Below are 21,132 nucleotides of genomic sequence, written 5' to 3' on the forward strand. Positions count from 1 at the left end.
ACTTCAAGACCAAAATCAAATTCTCATTTCTAAAACCCTCTCTTGGGGGTTTGGGGGCTTGCCCCCAAGAGCAATATAGATGCCAAGCGTCAGCTTGGCTTACCGAATCACTTCAAGTCCTTACAAGAACAATACAGCCATGCCATCACACAAAGAGATGCTGCCCTCATCTCTGCAAAAAAAGAACACGAGGAGGCCCTCACAACTCAAGCAGAAGTATACGAGGCCATTCTTCAAGATGTCATCGCCGGGAAATACTCTACTTTAGGAGGGATAGTCAAATTAGGTAAAAGCTTGTTAGGCAGTAAAGTTAAATGGACCGATGCCCCTTCCACATGACATGGCAAAACATTTGAGTGTATCCAAGCGAAGGTCAGCAGAGCTCAATCATAAGGTAGCCAATGTATTTACCCCTGCATTACAGAAGATTGAAAAAAGCAGAGAAGAAGCACTTGAGAGCTTCTCATCTATCTATGAGGGAACAAAAAAAGCCCTAGAGGGACTCACAACAGAGTTTAAGAACTCTGATACCTATGGCCAAAAGCTCACAGAGAGTGAGAAGGACAATGATCTACTCAGATATGAGAACAAACAACTCAAAAACAAGGTAAAAATCCAAGAGGAGACCCTTGAGAAAAATAAGAAGCGTATTGCAGACCTGGAAGGTGAGGTTTTTAGATTAAAGACCTCACTTAAAAACACACAAGAAACTCTATCTAAAACTCCACTAGATTACACACCACGCACAGAAGCTAAAGACTTAGAATCTAAAAAACTGGCAGAAACTAAGGATGCAAGTGTTGAGTTGGCGGGATCAGCAGAAGAAAAAATATCAGAAAAAACACCGGGGATGGCACCACAAAATGGCAAAAATATGCCTAAACCATAGGAGTTTGGCAGTGTTGATGGAGTTGTGGGAATATGTAGTGTATCCTTATAAAATCCTTATTAAATTTATTACATAATAAATAGCTTCTCTAAATAATGATAGTTTGCTTGGAGGTATATTAACGGTAACTAGGAAAATAATTTTTGGAGGTCAAATAAATGGATGTCGTACGTTTACTAGCATTGGCACTTGTGTGTATGTCCCTTTCAGCAAGTCCTACTCAACAAGATTTGCAGAATAAGCTAGACGTTATCCAAAAACAGTTGCAAGACAACAGTAACATTTGGCTTAAAAAACTTAACCAACACAAATTTCCAACACATCAAAATAACAAATGTCAAATTACGATTTTAAATCATACTTCGCAAACGCCCAAACAACAGGGAAAGGTTTTAAAATCTGAAGAAAGCGGTTTATTTGGAAATCTTGTGCAAAAACCTCCTACACCAGATCTCCAAAGTACCATTTGTTTTATGCCTTACATTTCTAAGGTGTGTTCCTTTTCTGATTCCAAAGCTAAGCTTACTGCCATGCAAGCAAATCAAAAATCTTTAGAGGAAGCATTAAACCTTTTAAAAGAAGAACTAGAAATACTTGAGAAGCTGCAATCTTTAGATCACAAATATTCTGAAGAAATCCACCGAGAACGAATTAAACAAGCAACACTCCGAGACGCACAGAATCTTTTAAAAAAAAATATAGAGACTTATGAAGAAGAGATAGGACAAACCGCCCAGAGTTTTTTATCTCGGTTTAATGAACGGGCATGGAAGTTTGCACTTTGGATGTTCATTATTGCAGCATGGATTTTTATGGGCATGCTTGCTCCTTTAATAGTCGCATTACTCATTCAATCGTTCGCAGAATGGGTTGCCAAAAAGTGTGGGTGGAACTACTCGTATAAAATTCGTAAGGGGCTTGGTATTGCTTTAAATATACTATTCATCACTATCTCAATAATGTTTTTTTTATTCTTCTATGATTCTGTATCCATTTTATTTAAAGGAGTTTCCGCCAGTGCTGGACTCTTTATAATCAAAACTCTTATCAAATTCTTACTATGGCTAGCTATGCAATTTATCATAGGGATCAATATAGGCGATCACCTACAAGTTTTTAACAAAGATGGGAGCACAAGCATGGGTTATGTGGTTGATATCTGCACACTTCATTTCGTGCTGTATGAGGATATCACACTAGATACTTATCTTAAAAATGATGGCAAAGCCGGTCGTTTTTTTAATGTGCCTATCTATCGCATTTTTACAAGTTCAATTGCGATATACGATTGCCGACATGGTAAAATTACTTGGGATAGTCTAGACTTTTTGCTCACCTTTGATTCGAATTGTAGAAAAGCTATGAATATCGCTGAGAGCATCGCTAAATCGTACTCAACACCTTACAGAGAAACTGCAGAACAACAATACCAAGAATCACGTGCCTATGCTATGCAATACATGAATCCAGACCCAAAAGTATTTATCAAATCAGAAAAAGAAGGGGTGCGCCTTTGTATATCCTATATCACTGATATTACTAATCCTGACAAGACTTTAGAATTACGGTCTAAAATTTTTATTGCTGTTATGGAAGCATTTTCAAAAGCCTCGGACATTTTAGTTGTTAATGCTTCAGAGAAAGAATCGTGATGGTTAACCATTCACCTCTGTTTGTTTGATTGACGGCTACTGAAGTGGAGAAAACAAAAAATGATAGTTGATATTCTTCTTGCTATTCTTGTTGTCCTTTTAATATGCTTCTTAGTATGCATGTTTAGCAGAACAAAGCAAAAACAACTAACTCACAAAAACGAGAGAGAGCAGTTATATCTTGATATAGCCAAAAAGGCTTGCGATGATGGGGATAATCTTAAGGCTATTGAATACTACAGAAAAATTGGTGATATGGGATATGCTGAAGCTTATGTGAAATTAGGTTTTATGTGCCGTAACGGCCAGTGTGTTCCGCAAGATTGTTTAAAGGCTGTGAAATATTATGAGAAGGCGTGCAACATGGGACATGCTAAGGCTTTTTTTGAGCTTGGCTCCATGTATGCCAACGGTGAATGTGTTTCTCAGAATTATTTTAAGGCTATTGAGTATTACCATGAGGCTGCTGAAAGAGGAGTTAGTGAAGCTTATTACAAGTTGGGAGTTATGTACAATGATGGTCGAGGTATCCTCAAAGACTACTCTAAAGCCCTAGAATGCTACAAAAAAGCTGCAGAAATGGAGAATGCCGCAGCTTATAATAACTTGGGTGAGATGTATAGAAAAGGTCAGGGTGTTTCTAGGAACTACTCCAAAGCCAAAGAATATTTCCAAAAAGCTATAAAAATGGGAAATTTAGATGCTTACGATGGCCTAGGAAACATACCGTAGCGAATATAGTACGCCTCAAGACCTATGCTAAAACCTAAATACTTCCAAAAACTACAAATGTGAGAAATGTTCAAACTCTTATCACTTGAAATATAGAAAAAAGGTCAAGACCTTCCCAGAGATCAAAAAACATCACAATACTGTAAAAAAGATTCGAGTATTGGCAAAGCATGTTTTTTGATTATCTCTCCTTAAACCAACTGCTTAATAGCTAGAGTGTATCCAAATTTAATGGCTACATTGCCTTCAACTAATCTAGACAAAGTGGAAGGCACTATAGTGGTGACTCCAAAAAACACAGAGCCCTCTAACGATACTTTTGATTACAAAAAACGTAAAAAATCACCAACAGACCGTAGATAAGTCAAAGGTACTCTATCCCTTCACAATCTCTGTAAAAGCACTAAAATCTTCTACCTTGAAAGCACGAATATCTCGCACACTCTTTTTAAACCAATCAATGCTAGAGAGTTTGGCAATAGCTTTACAAACCACAGCCAGGGCATTTTTATCAGGACTAAGATATAAGCTCCCCTGTGTCCACTTAAATCCCAAGACTTCTAGTTCTTGGCGCACATCATCGTAGGCCTTGTTATAAGGTGTATCATACTCTTGTTTGAGCAATTCAATTTTTTGAGCAATTCAATTTTAAGATCAAAGGCCAAAGCATACATTCTTACTCCTTATTGGAGGTATTTTACAAGTTTTTTACAAAAACTGGGTTTAGATACTAAGACTCTCTTGAGCTCGTTGTCACCATTTTACTTTAATGTATACTATAGAAACAATTAGAGGATTAGATTTTGTGTCTTTTGGGGCTTGTAAGTCCGCTATTTTTGGGGTTTTCTGTGGGGTTTTGTTGATTTTTTGTTAATATCAAACTCGGGATAGTGAATCTTAATATAGTCCTTGATACTGTGATAGTTGTCATTTTCTGTTTCTGTTCTGATGGTGTTCTCAAAAATTTCAATGAATTCTTTTAAGTTGTCTTTGCAAAGTTTTTGTTCTACAAATCCATCAATAATATATTTGCAACATGTATTCATTGTTATGAGGAAGTATGCTTGTGTATCCTTTCTATGTTTTTCTGAGAAACAATTGTGGTTGGCATTTATGTATTCTTTGTAAGCGTTTAGGAGGAGAGATTCAACTTGTATAGCTGCATTTTTTTTGGAGTTAATTCTTGCATAATTAGCAAATAAGGCAGACATAAGTGCCGCTAAATTACTAACAAAAGCAAAAAAGACGGTAATGTTGATAAAGAGTGTTTTATCGGGGTTTTTTAAAAAAATAGCGACTATAATTGTTTCTATAATAAAAAGTAGTATCGTTCCCCAAAACGGGTTTGTCCAGTCGGCTTTTTTGGCAAGTTTTTGAAGTTTTTCTTTTATTTTTGAAAAACAGCATTTAGTGATCTGATTTGGTATTTTGTTCTCCTGTGTATTTGTTTGGAATTAAGACTTGTATTTTACATTTAAAATCGTATATAAGAGTGCTTATTTTGGAACTTTGTTAACTTAACTTGGCTTGGTTTGTGCTTGCAAGTTAAAGCCCAAATACTTCACTAGCTCCAAAAGGCTATCTCTCTTGGGAAGCTCCACCCCCTTAGATTTGGCAATCACCTCTAAAGCATCTTGCAATTCCACTAAGTCCCCATCCTCTAAAACTGCATTGAGATAAGACAAACGCTTTTCATCGCTATTCAAAAATTCCACCACGCTAAAGGGGCTAAAAGTTACTTCCATGGAAACTCCTTTAAAATCTCTTGGGCTTTTTCAATATCCCTTTTTTGCGTGCTTTTGTCGCCTCCACAGAGCAAAATCACCAAAGTGTCGCCTTGCTTGGAACAATAGAGGCGATAGCCCGGTCCCACATGGACACGCAACTCAAAGATAGACTTTGTGGTATGCTTGCAATCGCCAAAATGCCCCTGCTCCAAAGCCCGCAAGCGGCGCAAAATCACACCATGTGCTTTCACATCCTTGAGGTCATGCAACCACCGCTGGAATATACTAGATTTTTTAATAACCATACGGCTCATATGGCTATTTTAACACAAAAACAATGTTTGAATCCCCGCCCTCTATGTGTTGCTCTATGATCCCTCAAAACCGCTCAAATTGCTATATCTGTCTTTTGGCAACTCCCCACAGACTCTCGCCTTATCCTAGGCTCTTTGATTCCCAATCAGCACAACAATCTCTCACTTCAAAACCCTCTCTTGGGGGTTTGGGGGCTTTTGGGTGTCACAACCCACTCAATGCCTACGCAATTTGTCGTTATAAAGGGCTAACCCCCCTACCACATAGTACTTGCGGAGTTTGGGATTTGTAGGTTTCAAGCAGTGTGGCATTTTGGCATCTCTAAAGTTTGTAGAGTAAAACCCAATTTTTTTAAAACTCTTGCAAATTCAAGAGCATCCCCCTCAAAAGGAGGTAAGTCGATGTTTTTAGACTCAGCAATATATGCAAGGGCACGCTTAAGCTCTGCCATGTCGCCATCCTCTAGAACGGCACTCAGGTACGCCAAACGCCGCCCTTCTGTGTTTAAAGTTTTAGGTATGCTAAAAGGTTTAAAAGCCATGCTAAAACTCCTGCTCTAAGATTTTTTGTGCCTTGATTATATCCTTTTGCTGTGTGCTTTTATCGCCTCCACAGAGCAAAATCACCAACACCTTACCCCGTTTAGCCACATATAGGCGGTAGCCTGCACCCATATGGATACGCATTTCAAAGATTTGACCCGTGATGTGCTTATGATCGCCAAAGTGCCCACTTTCTCTTAAAGTATCAATGCGCCGTGTGATTGCCACATAACCCTTGTCATCTTTGAGCTTTTCTAACCACTTTTCAAATTCGCTCGATGTCTGTATCTCCATACTCCATTTTAGCGCAAAAACACCTACTACAGGGTGCTATAAGGGGATTAAGCGTGATGTTTGAGAGCAGCTAAACAGAGCTGTGGGCGGTGTTACAATATGGGCGGACATTAACAACACCACTGAAGTACCCCAATCCAAGTATTGATTTTAAATACCAAGCTAATGCGTTGCCAATGTATTTTGTGGTTTTTTGTATCGTATTTGCGTAAATACCCTTTCTAGCCCCCTAGAAGCCCCTACAACTAAAACTAACACAATGCCCTTGACCCATAGCTTGACACTCTTTAAACACTCTCAATGCTCTAGGGGCGTTTAAACACAAAAGACACACATTCTAGGTTTTCTTTGGTTTTTGAAACGAGAATTTGAAACTAGAAACTAACTTGAAGCTTTTCTGTGTGGCATAAAGTGTTTTGTGCTTTTACCTATTTGCACTAATAGCGTTTTTAGAGCCATAGAGTGGTCTACAACCATCACAACACCTCTAACCCATACCAACACCCCTTAACCCCAGAAAGCGTTCTATGAGCCTTTAAACGCTGATTCTCATTTTAAAACTTCTCAAGCCATTTTATTGTAGGGGCGTTTTTGGTGTTTTAAAACCGAAAGCCCTTTTTACTGCAATGACATCATAAACCCATAAAACAAACTCATCTCTCACTTCAAAACCCTCTCTTGGGGATTTGGGGGCTTGCCCCCAAGAGCAATATAGATGCCAAGCGTCAGCTTGGCTTACCTTTTATGTCTCTTACGTTTGTTTTTTGCAAACTTAGTTTAACCGAAATTTTCTCGTGCGTGCGTAAGAACTTTGTTAACCACTTTGTAAATCATTTGTACGGCGGTCTTGTGGGCTTTGCGAACTGCGTTGCACACGGGGGTTCTAGTGCTTAAATTAACCTTAATAAGGGGTAAATTCGGCATATTTAAGGGGTAAATTACATAAAATCCTTACTTTATGCTACAATCACACAGTGAGCTCGGCAAAAAAGAGGTGTAGAAAATGGTTATTCAGGATCAAAAACAAGTTTTGAGTAATGAGATCGTAAAACTCCAAGTTCTAATAGATGTTGAAACAAATCAAGCACTTAAAGATATTTTAAAACAGGAAAAAACTGAATGCGTAAAAAAACTTTTAGCCTTAACACCAACGCAAAGCCCCCAATTCCCCCAAGAAAACCAAGAACAAAGGCCAGTCAAAGAAGGCTTACCCCAAACACCTACAAATGCACCACAAGCTCAAGTGCAACAAACTCTCAAACAAGAGCAAGTTATCCCACAAGTTGAAAACTCACAGCTAGCCACACCTTTAAACCAAGACACAAAGCAGAATCAACAAGAAAACACAGCACAAGCTCCCCAAAATGTGTCTAAAAATGCTATGCTTGCTAAAGACATACGCATAGCCGATTCAACTAGAGTAACCTTGCATAATGATATTTACAAGGTTAATTTAGGCAAGTTAGGGGCATGGGAAAGTAACTTGCTCTTTGCTTTATTCAACCGCCTCAAAGATCAGGGTGACACTTGTATACGCTTTGAATCCCACGAAGTCAAAGAGATGATCGGCACACCCAAAATCGATGGAGACAATTTATTAAGGGTGGTTCGCACACTTTGGAAAAATATAAGAATGGCTAACTTTTGGAAAATCATGCGTTTTGTGGAAAACGGAGAAGAATTGACTGAAGAAACAAACTACTTTCTGTTCAAGCATTTCACAATCGTTTCAGACAAAACCCCCAAGCTTCGCTACATAGAAGTCGGTATCAATACCCCCTACTTCACCCATTTACTCAATAACCTCAGTGCAAATTTTACTTCTTTGCAATTAAAGATTTTTATATCTTTAAGAAGTAAATACGCTAAAGCTCTTTATAGGCTGCTGGTGCGCTTTGAAGATGTGAAAAAGCATTGCATGTGTGAGGTGCTTACTTATAAGAGTGACTTTGAGGGGTTTAAAGAGTTTATGGGGATACCTAGGAGTTTGTCAATTAAGGACACAGATACGATACTAAAACCCGCCTGCAGAGAGCTAGGTGTGCCCATTGATGAAGGCTACAACCCTGAAAACCCCGATCGCTCTTTACCCTATGAAACCATCTTTTATACAAAAATCAAAAAAGGCAAGGGCAATAAAGTTGTGGGCATCACCTTTCACTTTATGCCTCACCCCCACCTTGATATGCAAAAAGCTATTCTCAAACGCCACACACAAAACCGCTTTAAAGACACCATGGCACAAATCCAAAAAGAAGAGAAAGAGAAACAAGAAAAGAAAGCTAGAGAAGAGGTAAGAAGTAAGAGAGATCATTACAACAAACAAGAGTTAAAAACCCTTAATAGTTTTATAGGGCTTAGTGGTCCTTTGTTTGCCAAAGACTTTGAATACCACTTTAAAAGTGTTAAGCTCTTGATGGTCGCTTCTTTTGGAGGTGATAATGCTAAGCTGATGGGTGTCTTTAAGATCAACACAACCGATCACACGGACCGTAGCTATGCCGAGCGTCTGCGCTCTTTAAACCAGGTCTATCTAAAATTTATCCCTAAAGGATTTTCTGATTGCTTTATCTATTTCTTTGAAGATCACGAGAGCTTGCTTAGGGAGTTTGTGAAAGGGGCGAAGTGAAAACAAAGCAATGCCAGAATTAGATAAAAAGAAAGCAGAACTTGATGATTAAAAACTTGGCGCAGCTATACCGTTACTTCTCTAATTGCCCTGATTACTTTTGTTTTTACTCGATATAATCAAAGCAATATAGTCATAGTTATCATCAGCTGTCTAAGCATCATCCTACTTGGGATTGCAATTATAGTTTTGCAATTTAAAATCAAAAAATTAATCAAAGAAATAGGAGAGCTATAATGGAAATCTTAGTCATCTTTTCTATAGTGTTTGGGCTTGTTTGCTTTTTTATTCATTCTCAATAGAATAAAGAAACTTTCTTAACAACTATGGCAAAGAGAGGTTACCAAATCGTGGATTTGCAAGCACAGCAACAGCCATAACAAACCAAACAAACACAACAGCCCAAAGAGATAAGGTAAAAAAGGCACAATCCACACTTTCAACACCGCAGAGTTAATCACTTACATCAAAAGCCCTAACACTAAAAGAGTGGGTGCCTTGTTTAAACTCATTGAGCCTAGCCCACAAGACTTAGAAAACGCCAAACTCTACCAAGAAAAAAGTTACATAGACTACTTTAAAAAATCTGTACCCAAATGTGATGCTCCTGATTATTTTGTCCATGTATTTGAGAGCATGCAAGACTTGCATCAGTGGATAGAAAAATACAGCCAAAAAGCCATCGGCTAAAATCGCTTATAACCGCAATCTAACTCGAAACCAACACTCTAGCACCACCTTAACAATCCTAGAACATTTTAAACTCAGCATAAACCAACTAAATACAAGAGAAAAAGTAGATTTACTCACTCACTTTAACAGTGAGTAGTTTGTGTTCTATGCGCTCACACACATAACCACATCGATAGATTAATTCACTTTTTCTATGTAGCAATAGCGATAAAAATTACAAACACACGCTAGGTAAAACCACACCTCACACTCAATAAAACTAAAAGAACATCAACTTAACATAAGTCTATCTTTCTATAATGCCTTTAAGCCCCCACGGCGTTTGAGTGGCAAATTACTAAGTGAGCTTGCAAGCGTCCTTTTTTTAAGGGGTGGTAATTTGCGCGCACCACACCCCCTAATTATCTTTTACCCAAAGAGCGACAAATCGGCTTTGAGTGTAATAGAAGTGGGATAGAGGCAAGGGCTTTAAGAAAACAAATCGTGGATAAGGCCATCGCTGTCTATGTGGCAAGGATAGGACAGAAGTTTCAAGCCAAGAGCTATTTGCAAAGTGCCGTTGTCAACATCAAAGACACAACCACCATGCAAGAGCTAGAAACCCTAGCCGACAATTTTAAAACTAAATACCATTTTCAATGCTACCAAATTGCCATCCATAGAGATGAAGGGCATATAGATGAATCTGGCAACACACAGATCAATCACCACGCCCACTTAGAGTTTGTAACACTTGATGAGAATACAGGCAAGAGCATGTTTAGAAAAGCGTTGATTACAAATGCGGTGTTAGGACAAATACAACAAGAAGTGGCTGATATCTTAAACATGCAAAGGGGTGTAAAAAAACGCATCAGTGGAGCTAAACGCATTGAGCCTAGAGCCTACGCACAGCTCATGGAGCAAGAAAAAGCCAAGCGGATTGAGTTAGAGAACAACAATGCAACACTACAAAATGGCAACAACTCACTTACTAAAGAAGTTTCAACCTACCAAGAACAAATCAAAGACTTACAAGCTAGTGTCAAGAACACCCAAGCAGAGTTAAACACACTTAAACAAGAAAAGACTGAACTAGAGCAAGCCAACACCACATTGCAACAAGACAACACCACTTTAGCCCAAGAGAAGCAAACACTAACACAAGAGAACCAAGAGCTCCAAGCTCATAGAATAGAGCTAGAAACCACACTCATAGACCTAGCAAGTCTTGTTGCTCCACAAGACAAACAGAACAAGAAGCTCACACTCAAAGAAGCTAAACCCTTGCTTGAAATTGTGAGAAAGCAAATGATTGCCATTAATCAAGGGTTTGGTGATTTAAAGCTCTTCACACAAGAAGATTACAAAGCTTTATGAGCCTTGAAAGATGATGGCTTGAGTATTGCTGATTCAAAGGAGCGCATTACACAGATAGAACAAGAAGCGAGAGAACGCTATGAAGCCTTGCAAGGGCAATACAAGGACCACTTAAGCCCCGAGCAGGTGGCAAACAAGATAAGCATTGCTGAAGCCAAATACAAGGACTATCTAAGCCCTAATGCCGTGCAAGAGCTCAAACAAGAACACGCACAAGAGCTTGTGATGAAAGAGCAAAACCATGCTAAGGCTTTAGAAACCAAAGACACAGAACACACTAAAACCTTACAAGAAAAACAAAAAGAGATAGATGCCCTTAAGAACGAGAACACCCAAAAAGATGAAAACATTAATGGTTTAGAGGGACAGATTACTCAATACACCCAAGAGCTTGATAAGGTGAAACCCGAGCTTGCCACACTCAAAACCACGAACCAACAACTCCAACAAGAGAATCTAAAGCTCAAGCCCAGTGTATCTCACAAAAGCACAGATCAGAGCAAGGCGTTTAGCAGAGAGACAAGAACTTATGGGTAAAGGCTGTCCTAAAGAAGCTTTTAGAGAGTTGAGTGCCTTAGATGATGAGAAATTGACCCAAGCACAATTAGATGAGCGTATTTTAGATATTTGGCTTAAGTATGCCCCCAGCTATATTGAAAGCTTAGAGAACACCAATGCTAACCTAGAACAAGAAACCCAAGCCCTTAAAGATGAGTTAAAGACAGCCAAAGCAGAAGCCAAGAGTCAAGCACACATCAAGACTTTTGAAAAAGAAGCCGTTAATCTTATTAGAAAGTATGTAGCCCCCGTTACCACAGGTGTAGTGGCACACATCCAAGCCAGTGGTGAAAAGATCACAGAAATCCACAAACAATGCCAAGAAGAGATGATCCAACAGGCGAGCGTGTGCGTGGTGTTGGGTGAAGAGTTGAAGGCGGGTAAGTTTAAAGCTTTTAACAATGTGAAAAAACTTTTTGGCAAGGGGGTTAAAGACCCCGTACCTTACGAGTATGTCAAGCAAGGCGGAATACATTACAGAGAGTTTAACAGGCGAGAGCGAGATATTAAGGAGAAGTTAGCAGACACTCTTACAAAACACAGCCAAGCAGTGCAAGCCATCAACAATCAAGCCTGCACTATTATCTTAGGAGCTGTGGAAAGTGTCAAAAATGGGATTAGCAAGCTTGCCACAGAGTTTAAGGGCAGTGCAGAGTATGGGGCAGAACTCAATCAGGCTAAAAGGCAGATAGACAGTCTAGAAAGAGATAAAGAGCGTTTGCAAGGTAAAGTGAGTGCCTTAGAAAAAGAACAAGAAAACACTAGGCAAGAGTTGCGAGAAGCCCAAGCAAATAAAGAAGCCCTTAAACAGAAAGGGATTGAGAATACAGAGCTTAAAAATGACTTAAAGAGTGCAAAGGTAGTGCTACAGACCACGAAAACCACGCTACAGACCACACAGAAAGATTTTGAGACCACAAAGGCAGAGCTAGAGGCGACAAAAAGAGAACTAGAATCTACACGAAGCGCACTAGAAGTTTTACAGCAACAAGGCATAGAGTCTCAATAAGATTTAGAGATGGATTTGTCAAAATCAAGGATTTGAACTTTTGGAGAAAATGATGACAGAAGACACACAGAAAAAATTATTTTCAGCCCAGCGTTTAAAAGGTTATGCGAGCCTTAAAGAACATGAGGCCAATTTTACCCTCATCGCTAGCATCAGCCATTAAGATAGGGATTTTAGAAGTTGCGATTCGCAATAAAATAGACTCTGTGCTTTTAGAAAAGAGGGGTGATTGGTGGCAACACTTACCCCCCAATATTCACACCACGGGTGATCCCACATACAAAGAAAGTTTAGTCTCCAAACAGAGTATGGGTTTTTGGCTAAAAGTGGTGGAGTGTTTTAAAATCTATGACAAACTCTTTGATCTAGATTTTTTAGACCGCTTAAATTTCAAGAGATATTGTCTTAAAAACAAAAACCGCTTTGGCAATAGAACATCTTTAAAGCCCCGCAAAAAAGCACATTTAAAGCGCTATGAAAAAGCAGATTTGATTTTACAACTCTTACACGCCCTTAGAAACCGCGCTTTCATTTTGAAAATCTCTATAAATACACTCCCAAGGGCTACCCTAGACTGAGTGTTAAGATCACAGACGATAAACACCACAACAAGAACCAAGCACCACAATTAGAAAAACCACAAGAGCTGTATGTGACCTTGCAACCTGATAAAACCCAGTTATTTTTAGATGACCTTCTAGAAAGTTTTAATCCTGAACTTGTTAATTACGCAGAATAAAAGATATGAAAAGTGGCGGAAAAGACCCGCCTAGAAATGGTCGCCATTATAACACAAATTGCCATAAAGCCCAAGCCCACTAGAATCAAAACTTTCAAGGATACTTAAAACTGCCTCCAGCTGTACTCACAGAACACGGCATTAGATGAAAGTCTATTTTATTCATAACATTTTGTTTTAAGAAAAACTTTAGACGTTATTTTTTAATAATATTCAATATGTTTAATAGTGTTTAAAACATTGATTATTTGTATTTAATATACTTGTTTAAGTATGATAAGCATTGACAGACACAAGCACACAAAATACAAATGTTCCTAATACATTAACGACTCATTGTTACTTGTATAACTTGTTGCGCACCGGTTTAATTTGAATATAATTTTTGTAAAAATCTTGGCATGGCTTTTAAAAACATAAAACCTTACCAGCAAGAACAAGATGAAGGTTTAGGCGGGGCATTTAACACTAGCACTTTAACCAAAGTTGAGAATACACAGGGCGATTGGGGGCTTTGGAGACACTAGGGTGTTGTGTATGCAAAGATTGCTGAAATAAGCAAGACAAGCCCAGAAGTGGCTCAGGCATTAGAAATTAAAGCAAGTAATCTAGAGTCTTGGCGCAAGTGAAAGTAATCCAAGAGCAACAGCAAAAGGGGGTGGGGGTTATCATAAGTAGGCTTGGACACTAAAGACACACCCACAATAAACTAAACCAAGCAAAAGATGCTAAAGATTGAGAAAAGGATTAGAGCAATGGGGTTAGCAAGATGATAGATATAGAAACTTTGTTATCCAAGAGGCGTTTAGATTCTTATGATGGAGACCTACAAACACATCTAGAGAATCTAAAGCTCATAGGCAAATACACGCATAAAATTGCATTGATAGAGATTGCCCTACGCAATTCTTTAGACTATTTGCTCAGTGCCAAAGATGCAGATTGGATCAACAATTCTACAGACTCCCGTGTGATCCAAGTAAGAGAAAAGGCTCTTGAAAGTAGTGGAGAAACAACTCTTAGTAACGATAGCTACCTCTCTAAAATGACTCTAGGTACGGTCATCCACATCATTAAACGAGAAGGGTTGTTTGCACGCGTTTTTAATGCAGAAAGATTCAGTTTGAACGCTATGATTCAAGCTATCAACAAAAAAGGATTTTCATCAAAGGTAAGAAAGGTTACTTGGGCCACTATAACAAGACTGAAGTGGCTCTGAACTTATTTCACACACTACGTAACCGCTGTTACCACTGGGAGAATAACACAAAGACAAGACAGACAAAAGAGAGGAGACTCTATCCAAGGATAACAACGAAAATCTTCAACATTTACATAGGTATATATCCAGATAGAACAGAAAGATTCCTAGATGACCTAATGAAAGCTTTTAGCGAAGATCTACTGAAATACTCCAACCGCTTGTAAGACAAGCAGTTGGTTGGCGAAATTCCGCCCTACGAATTGGGGGTCATTATGGCAAAACACATATAAAGGCTTGTTGAACTGAAAGAAACAAATGAGGATGAGAATTTAACAGTCAAAGTCTACATTAACATCACTAGACAGGTTTGATACAGCTTTTGTTTTAAAGAACACTATAACAATAGTGAAACTACCAAAACACAATCCTTTTAATAAAACTTTTAAACCCCTATCAAACGGTCTTTTTATGCGTCTCCCACCTTTTGCTACTGGTTACCATCCTATGCGTTTTAATGGGTATTGGTGGGAATAGGATTTATGGATACTCATGGGAGTAGGACTAACAGGAGTTTTTAGATCAATACGTTCTAACTAAGACTTACATGACTACCCTAGTAGGGATTATTTTACCGATAAGCTACACCAATTTATTTTGGGGTGTGATTTTTGGAACTATGCTAGGAGATCCGTGATTAGGATTTTGGGGATGTATAGGCATGGTGCTCATTGTCATCTCAGGGATGCTAGTTACAAATCCTATACGCAAAAATTAAAAGGTAATTACAAATTTTTTATAATATTTAAATAATTTAATTTTTAACACTTAATTAGACTACAATCAGCCAACTAACTTTCAGTAAAGACAGAAAATGACAGAACTACTGAGAAAAAATAAATAAAGAACGGCAAAAGACATTTTCTAATGGAGAGTAATAGGCGCTGACTATTTTAATCAATGCCCCCATAACACCCAAACTAAGGGCACTTAAAGCCATAAAGAACAAGCCTAGTTTGATGTTAATTGTGTGACCACTCTAAACCACTCTAAAGAGAATGATAAGCGTTAAATGAAAGCATAGGTCTCCATATTTTTATAAAGAATAATTAATTACAAAAACTGGTTAAATCCTAAAGATTTTTGAAAATCTACACTTAAAATCAAACAAAAATTCTAGCTTTTAGGAATAGAAACGGGGGTTTTTGAGGTAAAAAATACTTCTATATACTTCTATAGTTATAAGTCATAAGTTATAAGTCATAGCAATACACTTGCAAAGAAACTTTTTAATAAAACAACAAATATTCACATACACTCATTTTTAATCTATATAAACAAAATCCTATTGTAAAATAGTGCGTTTTTTAATCCTTACAAAACCATACACCAATACGGAGGTAGAGATGCCCCAGAAAGCCCTAGAAGACATCACTAAAGACATCATTGAAAGAAGCCACGCGACTAGACAAGCCTATCTACAACGCATTGCTAAAGCCCGAGGTAAAATCCAACGCAAGGATTTAAGTTGTATCAGCTTGGCCCATAGCTACGCAAGCTTGCCCGATCATATCAAGACTAAGATTAAAGATAACGACAAGCCCAACTACGCCATCATTTCTGCCTACAACGATGTCGTTTCTGCCCACCAGCCCTTAAAGCATTATCCTGATTGGATTAAGGAAACTTTATTCAAACACAATGCCTTTGCCCAATTTGCTGGTGGTGTGCCCGCTATGTGCGATGGGATCATACAGGGCTATGAGGGGATGGAGCTTAATCTTTTCTCCCGTGATGTGATTGCTATGAGCACAAGCATTGCCCTCTCACACAATATCTTTGATGGGGCATTTTACTTAGGAGTGTGTGATAAGATTGTCCCTGGACTGCTAATTGGGGCACTGAGTTTTGGACACTTGCCTGCTATCTTTGTGCCCTCTGGTCCTATGACTAGTGGTCTAGCTAACGCACAAAAGGCTGAAACGCGCGAGCTCTTTGCCCAAGGTAAGGTTTCTAGGGAGATTTTATTAGAGAGTGAAATGAAATTCCACCACTCTCCAGGTACTTGTACTTTCTATGGCACAGCCAATTCTAACCAAGTGATGGTTGAGTTGATGGGTTTACACTTACCCAATTCCGCCTTTATTAACCCCAACACCTCTCTTAGAAAAGCCTTAGTCCATGAAGCCGCCACTTTGATGGCCACCAAGACACCCAAACCCATTGGAGAGATCGTTAGTGAAAAAAGTATTGTCAATGCGATGGTAGGCCTGATGGCTACAGGGGGTTCTACCAACCTAACCATCCATCTCATTGCCATTGCCAGAGCCGCTGGGATTATCATTAACTGGGATGACTTTAATGCCATCTCCAACATCACTCCTCTTTTAACAAAAATGTATCCCAATGGTGAGGCAGATGTGAATCAGTTTGAAGCCGCAGGGGGATTAGCCCTTGTGGTGCGTGAATTGCTCAATGCTGGACTTTTGCATGAAGATTGCGACACTATTATGGGTCCAGGGTTACAAGCTTATACAAAAAACCCCTTCTTGATCGATGGCAAAGTGGTTTATCAAGAGGGAGTGCAGGTCAGTCAAGATACAGAGATTATTAGGGGAGTGGATCACCCATTTGCACCCAACGGAGGGCTTAAAATTCTAACAGGCAATATCGGGCGTTCAGTGATGAAGGTTTCAGCCCTTAAAGAAGAACACCTAGTTGTCCAAGCCCCTGCAATCATCTTTGAATCCCAACAAGACTTGATCGATCGTTTCAACAACAAAGAGCTCCAAAGGGACTTTATTGCGGTTCTACCCTACCAAAGCCCTAGAGCTAATGGGATGCCAGAACTGCACCAATTCACCCCTATTTTAAGTTCTCTGCAAAACCAAGGGTTTAAAGTGGCTTTAATTACTGATGGGCGTGTACCTGGAGGTGCTGGTAGAGTCCCCTCTGCTATCCATGTCACTCCTGAAGCCTTACTTGGGGGAGGGATTGCTAAAATTAGAGACGGAGACATGCTCCTCTTAGATGCTAAAAAGGGGATTTTGCAAGCTTTAGTGGATGAAAAAGAGTGGGAAACGCGCGCGCCTTCAGAACCTTTAATGCGCGAAGTGTTTGGGAGTGGGCGCGAGCTCTTCTGTGGTTTTAGACTCTTAGCAAGCAGCACAGAAACTGGAGCGGGTAGCTTTGGAGTGTAAGGCTAGGTTTATTTAGCTAAGGATGCGTGTGCTGTGTGCGCTACCTTAGTTAAAAACACATAAAAACCACGGATTAAAAAATCGCGGGTAGAAAGTTGGAATGCCCAGGCATAGCAGGAGATGAAAGCTAGGCTTGGTGTTCCTCGTGCTCATGGTGATGATGATGCTCAGTCCCATGGTGATGGTGATGATGGTGGTGATGACCTCCATAGTAATGATGGTGGTGATGATGATGGTGGTGTTCCCCGTGTTCTGCATGCCCGTCGTGTTCGTGGCAACATTCATCAGTATGATGTGACATTGTGCATCCTTTGCGATTAAAATATCCCTAGGCTACAACTAGGTGATACCATTTTATCCAAAAATTTTGTATTTTTGTTTTAATTATACAAGAGTATATTCTTTTTTTTAAAAAGTATCAGAAAGTGTGCAACTCCATGAAAGCTACACGGATAAGCCTACAAGCCCAGCAAGCTTGTTCTTTTTTACTTACAACAAATACAACAATGAACTAATAATGTACAAGTTTAGCCAGTCCCCACCCCAAAGCCACGCACAGCAGACCCAAAATATTGCTCCCCAAGATATAGACCAGGGCTTCTGTGATCGCTTGTTTTTGGAGAAGTTTTAGAGTGTCTAGTCCAAAAGAGGAAAAAGTGGTGAATCCGCCTAAAACCCCTGTGATGAAAAACACACTCATCTTGTCTCCTAGCATAGACTTGACAACTAAATGCCCTGCAAATCCGATCACGAAACATCCGATTAAATTCACACTAAAAGTGCCTAAAGGAAAGCTCTCCCACATTAAAAAGCGTGAGGGAGTGATTTTACTTACAAAATAGCGCAAAGTGGCTCCAAACGCCCCACCAAGAGCGGCTAATAAAAACACCCAATGCATGGCTAATCCTTTAAGTTTTTTAAAATCCTAGCACATTTTGAAGAGTTTTCTTAGTTTTTTTGTTGAATTCCAAGTTTTTTAATAAATTTTATTGTAGAATTGTTCGTTTTCATCTCATCAGTTTATTTTTTTAGGAAGTTCTATGCGAAAAGTAGCAAAAGGTTTTTTATGGGCAGGAGTAAGTGTAGCGTTTGTCATCTCAGGTTGTGCCATAAGTGGGGTGTCACAAGCTAACTCCTCTAGCAATAGTAGTAGTGATAGCAATAAGATAAAAAAGCATGTGTTGCCTAAGAAGGGAGAGGGGCTCACTCCCCTTGACTTCAACTACCCCATTAGTGCCCAACAAGAACCTTCTAATGGCCGCACCATCGCTCTCTTAGATCCTCACATACAAGTGAGTGGTAATCTCCAGCCTTATCTTGATCAATTCCAAGATGCCTTAGCCAAGCAAATTCAAGACATTTTTCAAAGAATGGGTTACCAGGTTGTGCATGCTACAAATGCTAAAGCTCTTACACCCGAACAAAAGCACAAAATATGGTCTGTTCTAGATATTGGGGGTTGGGTAGGCATCTTAGAAGACATCAAAATGAACACCGACAATCCAAAGAGCACCAACATGGATGTGATGGTGGATCAAAGCTCGGGATCGGTGTGGTTTAAGCTCTACGAACCAGAAACAGGGCGCGTTGTCCACAACTTTGGAGTAGAAGTGGGGACGGAACAGGCCATCACCAAAACCTACACCTACCAAACCACAGACTCGGGCGGTTTTCTAGGAAACGAGAGAACAAGCCACGATGAGCTAGACAAAAATAACGATGATGCAGTCCGCAGAATCGCTAACAGCATGTACAAGATCGTAATGAAAAAATTGGTTTCTGAACTCACGGATGATAAGCTTAACCAATTCAAAGATGCGATTGAACAGATCAAGAAAGCAGGCCACTGAGATTTATATGGAGAATGGGCTCTAAGCTCTATTCTCTGGAGTTCATTTAGGACTCCAGAGAATATTCTTTCTCCTCTAGCTTTTCCCAAGGAGCTCACTTGACTCCAAAGTGTTTTACTTTTAAAGTTTTGATTGTATGTCTAACTACAATGCACCTGCAAGCCCTAGATTACAAAATCTCAGGGCGTGTCGGCTCATTCTCGCGCATCGGCTTTAACAATGCTCCCATCAATACAGACAAAGGACTTTACCCCACAGGCAGCTATGTAACCACCATCGGGGCACTAGAAGTGAATGCCAATTTATTGCCAAAATCTGTGGAGAATCAAAAACTAGAAGTGGGGCTTGGGGGGGAGATCGGCGGGCTGGCTTACGACTCCACTAGGGGTCTTAGAGATCAAAACGGAGTGCTTCAGCCAGCCAACTGGTATTACATGGGGCGTTGGGAGGGCTATTTAATGAACGCTCCTTGGCGGCATGTGCGTGAAGAAGACGAATCGCATGCTAAAAACTACATTTTATACAACGCCTATCTAAGCTACACCTACAAAGACATATTTGGGATCAAGGCGGGACGTTACTTAAGCCCCGAAGCTTTGTTTTTGCGTGGATACAATCAAGGCTTTACCCTCTTTTTGCATTTAGGCCAATTCAAGCTTAGATGGTTTAGCACCTATGGGCGGGGTTTAGCCAACATCCAGTTTATCCGCGACTTCTACGCCCCCGTGAGCTATGCGTTTAGCGATGGCAGACGGGTGAATTATGGCATGCACGCTATAAGTCTAGCCTACACTACCAAGCACTACACCCTCATGCCTTTCTTTTGGTTTTACCCTAAGAACTTCAACGCCCCGGGCATCCAAGCGAGCGCTGTATTTGAGCGGGGGCAGTATAAACTCCAAAGCGATGTCTATGCGTGGTTTCCCATTTATAGCCACGCTCTAGCCAAGACTTATTACAGGGGCAATTTGATCGGCACAGCCACCGCCACGTTGCTCGTGCGCCAAAGGTTGTATTACAAAAATTATTACGCTGGCTGGGGGGTGTATAAGAATTTTGGCAACTCTAATGCCCAGTTAGGCTGGAATGGCTCGCCTGTATCCTTTGACACCACGGATGACACCCCTTATGAGGACGCTTACACCAACCTTTATGATGCCAATGCCTTAACCGTGCACGCCAGAGTGGGGGGCAAGTTTCGTAACTTCTCGTGGTATCTGCTCGGCAAACTCACCTTTGCACCTAGAGCCAACGCCCAAAGTCTAGGGATCACTTGCGAATACAACCTAGGCAAGCACATCCACTTAATGTTGCGTCTCAATGGCTACGAAGTGATGATGCATCGAGGTTATAAAGTCGCTTACTTTGGTGCACCCAATCCTAAATTTGCCCCCACGACACAGGATCGTAGTTATGTGATGACTTCGGTGAGTTACGATTTGGAGATTTAGAAATGCTTGTAAGGTAATTGTTCCTGCAAACCCCTACAATCGCTTTTAATTAAGGGCTAAGAGTAAGGTTAACTATGTATTGCTAAGTATTGCTAAAATCGGATTGCCTTTTATAAAATACATACAAGGAGCTTTCATGGATTCACGAAATAGGTGTGATAGGGAAGATAGGCGAGAAAGAAGGGAAGAAGATAGGCAGGATATGAGAGAAAGAGAAGACAGACGAGAGACGCGTGAAGATTCACGAGAAAGGTCTCGCTCTTAGTCTCTAAAGTTTGCATTTTCCCTTTCT

The 21,132-nt window shown here is 39.9% G+C and carries 22 protein-coding genes and 1 pseudogene; 15 read left to right on the top strand and 8 right to left on the bottom strand.

Annotated elements, in window-relative coordinates; genetic code table 11:
• Positions 1–42: 42 nt before the first annotated feature.
• The 4 genes from QUE23_RS01440 (at position 43) to QUE23_RS01455 (ending at position 3,273) form a co-directional block, all read left to right on the top strand.
• Entirely contained in the window at positions 43–339 is a 297-nt protein-coding gene (locus QUE23_RS01440; protein ID WP_286348926.1) for a hypothetical protein, read from the top strand.
• Position 340: 1 nt separating this feature from the next.
• Positions 341–889 carry a hypothetical protein gene (locus tag QUE23_RS01445; RefSeq protein WP_286348927.1) on the top strand — a complete coding sequence of 183 codons (549 nt, stop codon included), beginning with the start codon at positions 341–343 and terminating at the stop codon, positions 887–889.
• Positions 890–1,047: 158 nt separating this feature from the next.
• Positions 1,048–2,541, top strand: a complete 1,494-nt coding sequence (locus tag QUE23_RS01450) for an MFS transporter (protein ID WP_286348928.1) — start codon at positions 1,048–1,050, stop codon at positions 2,539–2,541.
• 60 nt (positions 2,542–2,601) lie between these two features.
• Positions 2,602–3,273 carry a tetratricopeptide repeat protein gene (locus QUE23_RS01455; protein ID WP_286348929.1) on the top strand — a complete coding sequence of 224 codons (672 nt, stop codon included), beginning with the start codon at positions 2,602–2,604 and terminating at the stop codon, positions 3,271–3,273.
• Positions 3,274–3,648: 375 nt separating this feature from the next.
• On the opposite strand, the pseudogene vapD reads toward QUE23_RS01455, so the two are convergent.
• The 6 genes and pseudogenes from vapD to QUE23_RS01485 form a co-directional block, all read right to left on the bottom strand.
• Positions 3,649–3,947, bottom strand: a pseudogene (gene vapD, locus QUE23_RS01460) (endoribonuclease VapD).
• 156 nt (positions 3,948–4,103) lie between these two features.
• Positions 4,104–4,484, bottom strand: coding sequence for a hypothetical protein (locus tag QUE23_RS01465; protein ID WP_286348930.1), 381 nt, complete (start codon positions 4,482–4,484; stop codon positions 4,104–4,106).
• A gap of 306 nt (positions 4,485–4,790) precedes the next feature.
• On the bottom strand, positions 4,791–5,018 hold the full coding sequence (locus tag QUE23_RS01470; RefSeq protein ID WP_286348931.1) for a helix-turn-helix domain-containing transcriptional regulator: 228 nt from the start codon (positions 5,016–5,018) through the stop codon (positions 4,791–4,793).
• Positions 5,009–5,251 (bottom strand): type II toxin-antitoxin system RelE/ParE family toxin, encoded by a 243-nt coding sequence (locus QUE23_RS01475; RefSeq protein ID WP_286348932.1) that lies wholly within the window; start codon positions 5,249–5,251, stop codon positions 5,009–5,011. Before QUE23_RS01475 ends, QUE23_RS01470 begins: the two co-directional genes overlap by 10 nt.
• 359 nt (positions 5,252–5,610) lie before the next feature.
• A complete protein-coding gene (locus QUE23_RS01480) occupies positions 5,611–5,856 on the bottom strand; it encodes a helix-turn-helix domain-containing protein (RefSeq protein WP_286348933.1) in 246 nt (81 codons plus the stop codon).
• Between the two features lies 1 nt (position 5,857).
• Positions 5,858–6,151, bottom strand: coding sequence for a type II toxin-antitoxin system RelE/ParE family toxin (locus tag QUE23_RS01485; protein WP_286348934.1), 294 nt, complete (start codon positions 6,149–6,151; stop codon positions 5,858–5,860).
• A 1,003-nt stretch (positions 6,152–7,154) separates the two neighbouring features.
• Between QUE23_RS01485 and QUE23_RS01490 the strand changes: the two genes are divergently transcribed.
• The 9 genes from QUE23_RS01490 (at position 7,155) to edd (ending at position 17,539) form a co-directional block, all read left to right on the top strand.
• Positions 7,155–8,780, top strand: a complete 1,626-nt coding sequence (locus tag QUE23_RS01490; protein ID WP_286348935.1) for a replication initiation protein — start codon at positions 7,155–7,157, stop codon at positions 8,778–8,780.
• 498 nt (positions 8,781–9,278) lie between these two features.
• Entirely contained in the window at positions 9,279–9,470 is a 192-nt protein-coding gene (locus tag QUE23_RS01495) for a hypothetical protein (RefSeq protein WP_286348936.1), read from the top strand.
• Between the two features lie 486 nt (positions 9,471–9,956).
• Positions 9,957–10,832: a hypothetical protein gene (locus QUE23_RS01500; RefSeq protein ID WP_286348937.1), complete on the top strand. Its 876-nt coding sequence runs from the start codon at positions 9,957–9,959 to the stop codon at positions 10,830–10,832.
• Between the two features lie 18 nt (positions 10,833–10,850).
• Entirely contained in the window at positions 10,851–11,369 is a 519-nt protein-coding gene (locus QUE23_RS01505; RefSeq protein ID WP_286348938.1) for a hypothetical protein, read from the top strand.
• Positions 11,362–12,399, top strand: coding sequence for a hypothetical protein (locus QUE23_RS01510; protein ID WP_286348939.1), 1,038 nt, complete (start codon positions 11,362–11,364; stop codon positions 12,397–12,399). The genes QUE23_RS01505 and QUE23_RS01510 overlap by 8 nt, the downstream gene beginning before the upstream one ends.
• 40 nt (positions 12,400–12,439) lie before the next feature.
• On the top strand, positions 12,440–12,562 hold the full coding sequence (locus QUE23_RS01515) for a hypothetical protein (RefSeq protein WP_286348940.1): 123 nt from the start codon (positions 12,440–12,442) through the stop codon (positions 12,560–12,562).
• Between the two features lie 43 nt (positions 12,563–12,605).
• Positions 12,606–12,977 carry a hypothetical protein gene (locus QUE23_RS01520; protein WP_286348941.1) on the top strand — a complete coding sequence of 124 codons (372 nt, stop codon included), beginning with the start codon at positions 12,606–12,608 and terminating at the stop codon, positions 12,975–12,977.
• Positions 12,978–13,907: 930 nt separating this feature from the next.
• A complete protein-coding gene (locus QUE23_RS01525) occupies positions 13,908–14,357 on the top strand; it encodes a hypothetical protein (RefSeq protein WP_286348942.1) in 450 nt (149 codons plus the stop codon).
• Positions 14,358–15,745: 1,388 nt separating this feature from the next.
• Entirely contained in the window at positions 15,746–17,539 is a 1,794-nt protein-coding gene (gene edd / locus QUE23_RS01530) for a phosphogluconate dehydratase (RefSeq protein ID WP_286348943.1), read from the top strand.
• Between the two features lie 45 nt (positions 17,540–17,584).
• Here edd and QUE23_RS01535 read toward each other — a convergent pair whose 3' ends face one another.
• Positions 17,585–17,824 (bottom strand): hypothetical protein, encoded by a 240-nt coding sequence (locus QUE23_RS01535; protein ID WP_286348944.1) that lies wholly within the window; start codon positions 17,822–17,824, stop codon positions 17,585–17,587.
• A gap of 226 nt (positions 17,825–18,050) precedes the next feature.
• Positions 18,051–18,437, bottom strand: coding sequence for a fluoride efflux transporter CrcB (gene crcB, locus QUE23_RS01540; protein ID WP_286348945.1), 387 nt, complete (start codon positions 18,435–18,437; stop codon positions 18,051–18,053).
• Positions 18,438–18,579: 142 nt separating this feature from the next.
• Between crcB and QUE23_RS01545 the strand changes: the two genes are divergently transcribed.
• Positions 18,580–19,389, top strand: a complete 810-nt coding sequence (locus QUE23_RS01545; RefSeq protein ID WP_286348946.1) for an HpaA family protein — start codon at positions 18,580–18,582, stop codon at positions 19,387–19,389.
• Positions 19,390–19,487: 98 nt separating this feature from the next.
• A complete protein-coding gene (locus tag QUE23_RS01550; RefSeq protein ID WP_286348947.1) occupies positions 19,488–20,840 on the top strand; it encodes an outer membrane family protein in 1,353 nt (450 codons plus the stop codon).
• Positions 20,841–21,132 lie beyond the last annotated feature (292 nt).

It is taken from the genome of Helicobacter felistomachi (genome assembly GCF_030296895.1).
GTDB classification, from domain to species: Bacteria; Campylobacterota; Campylobacteria; order Campylobacterales; family Helicobacteraceae; genus Helicobacter; species Helicobacter felistomachi.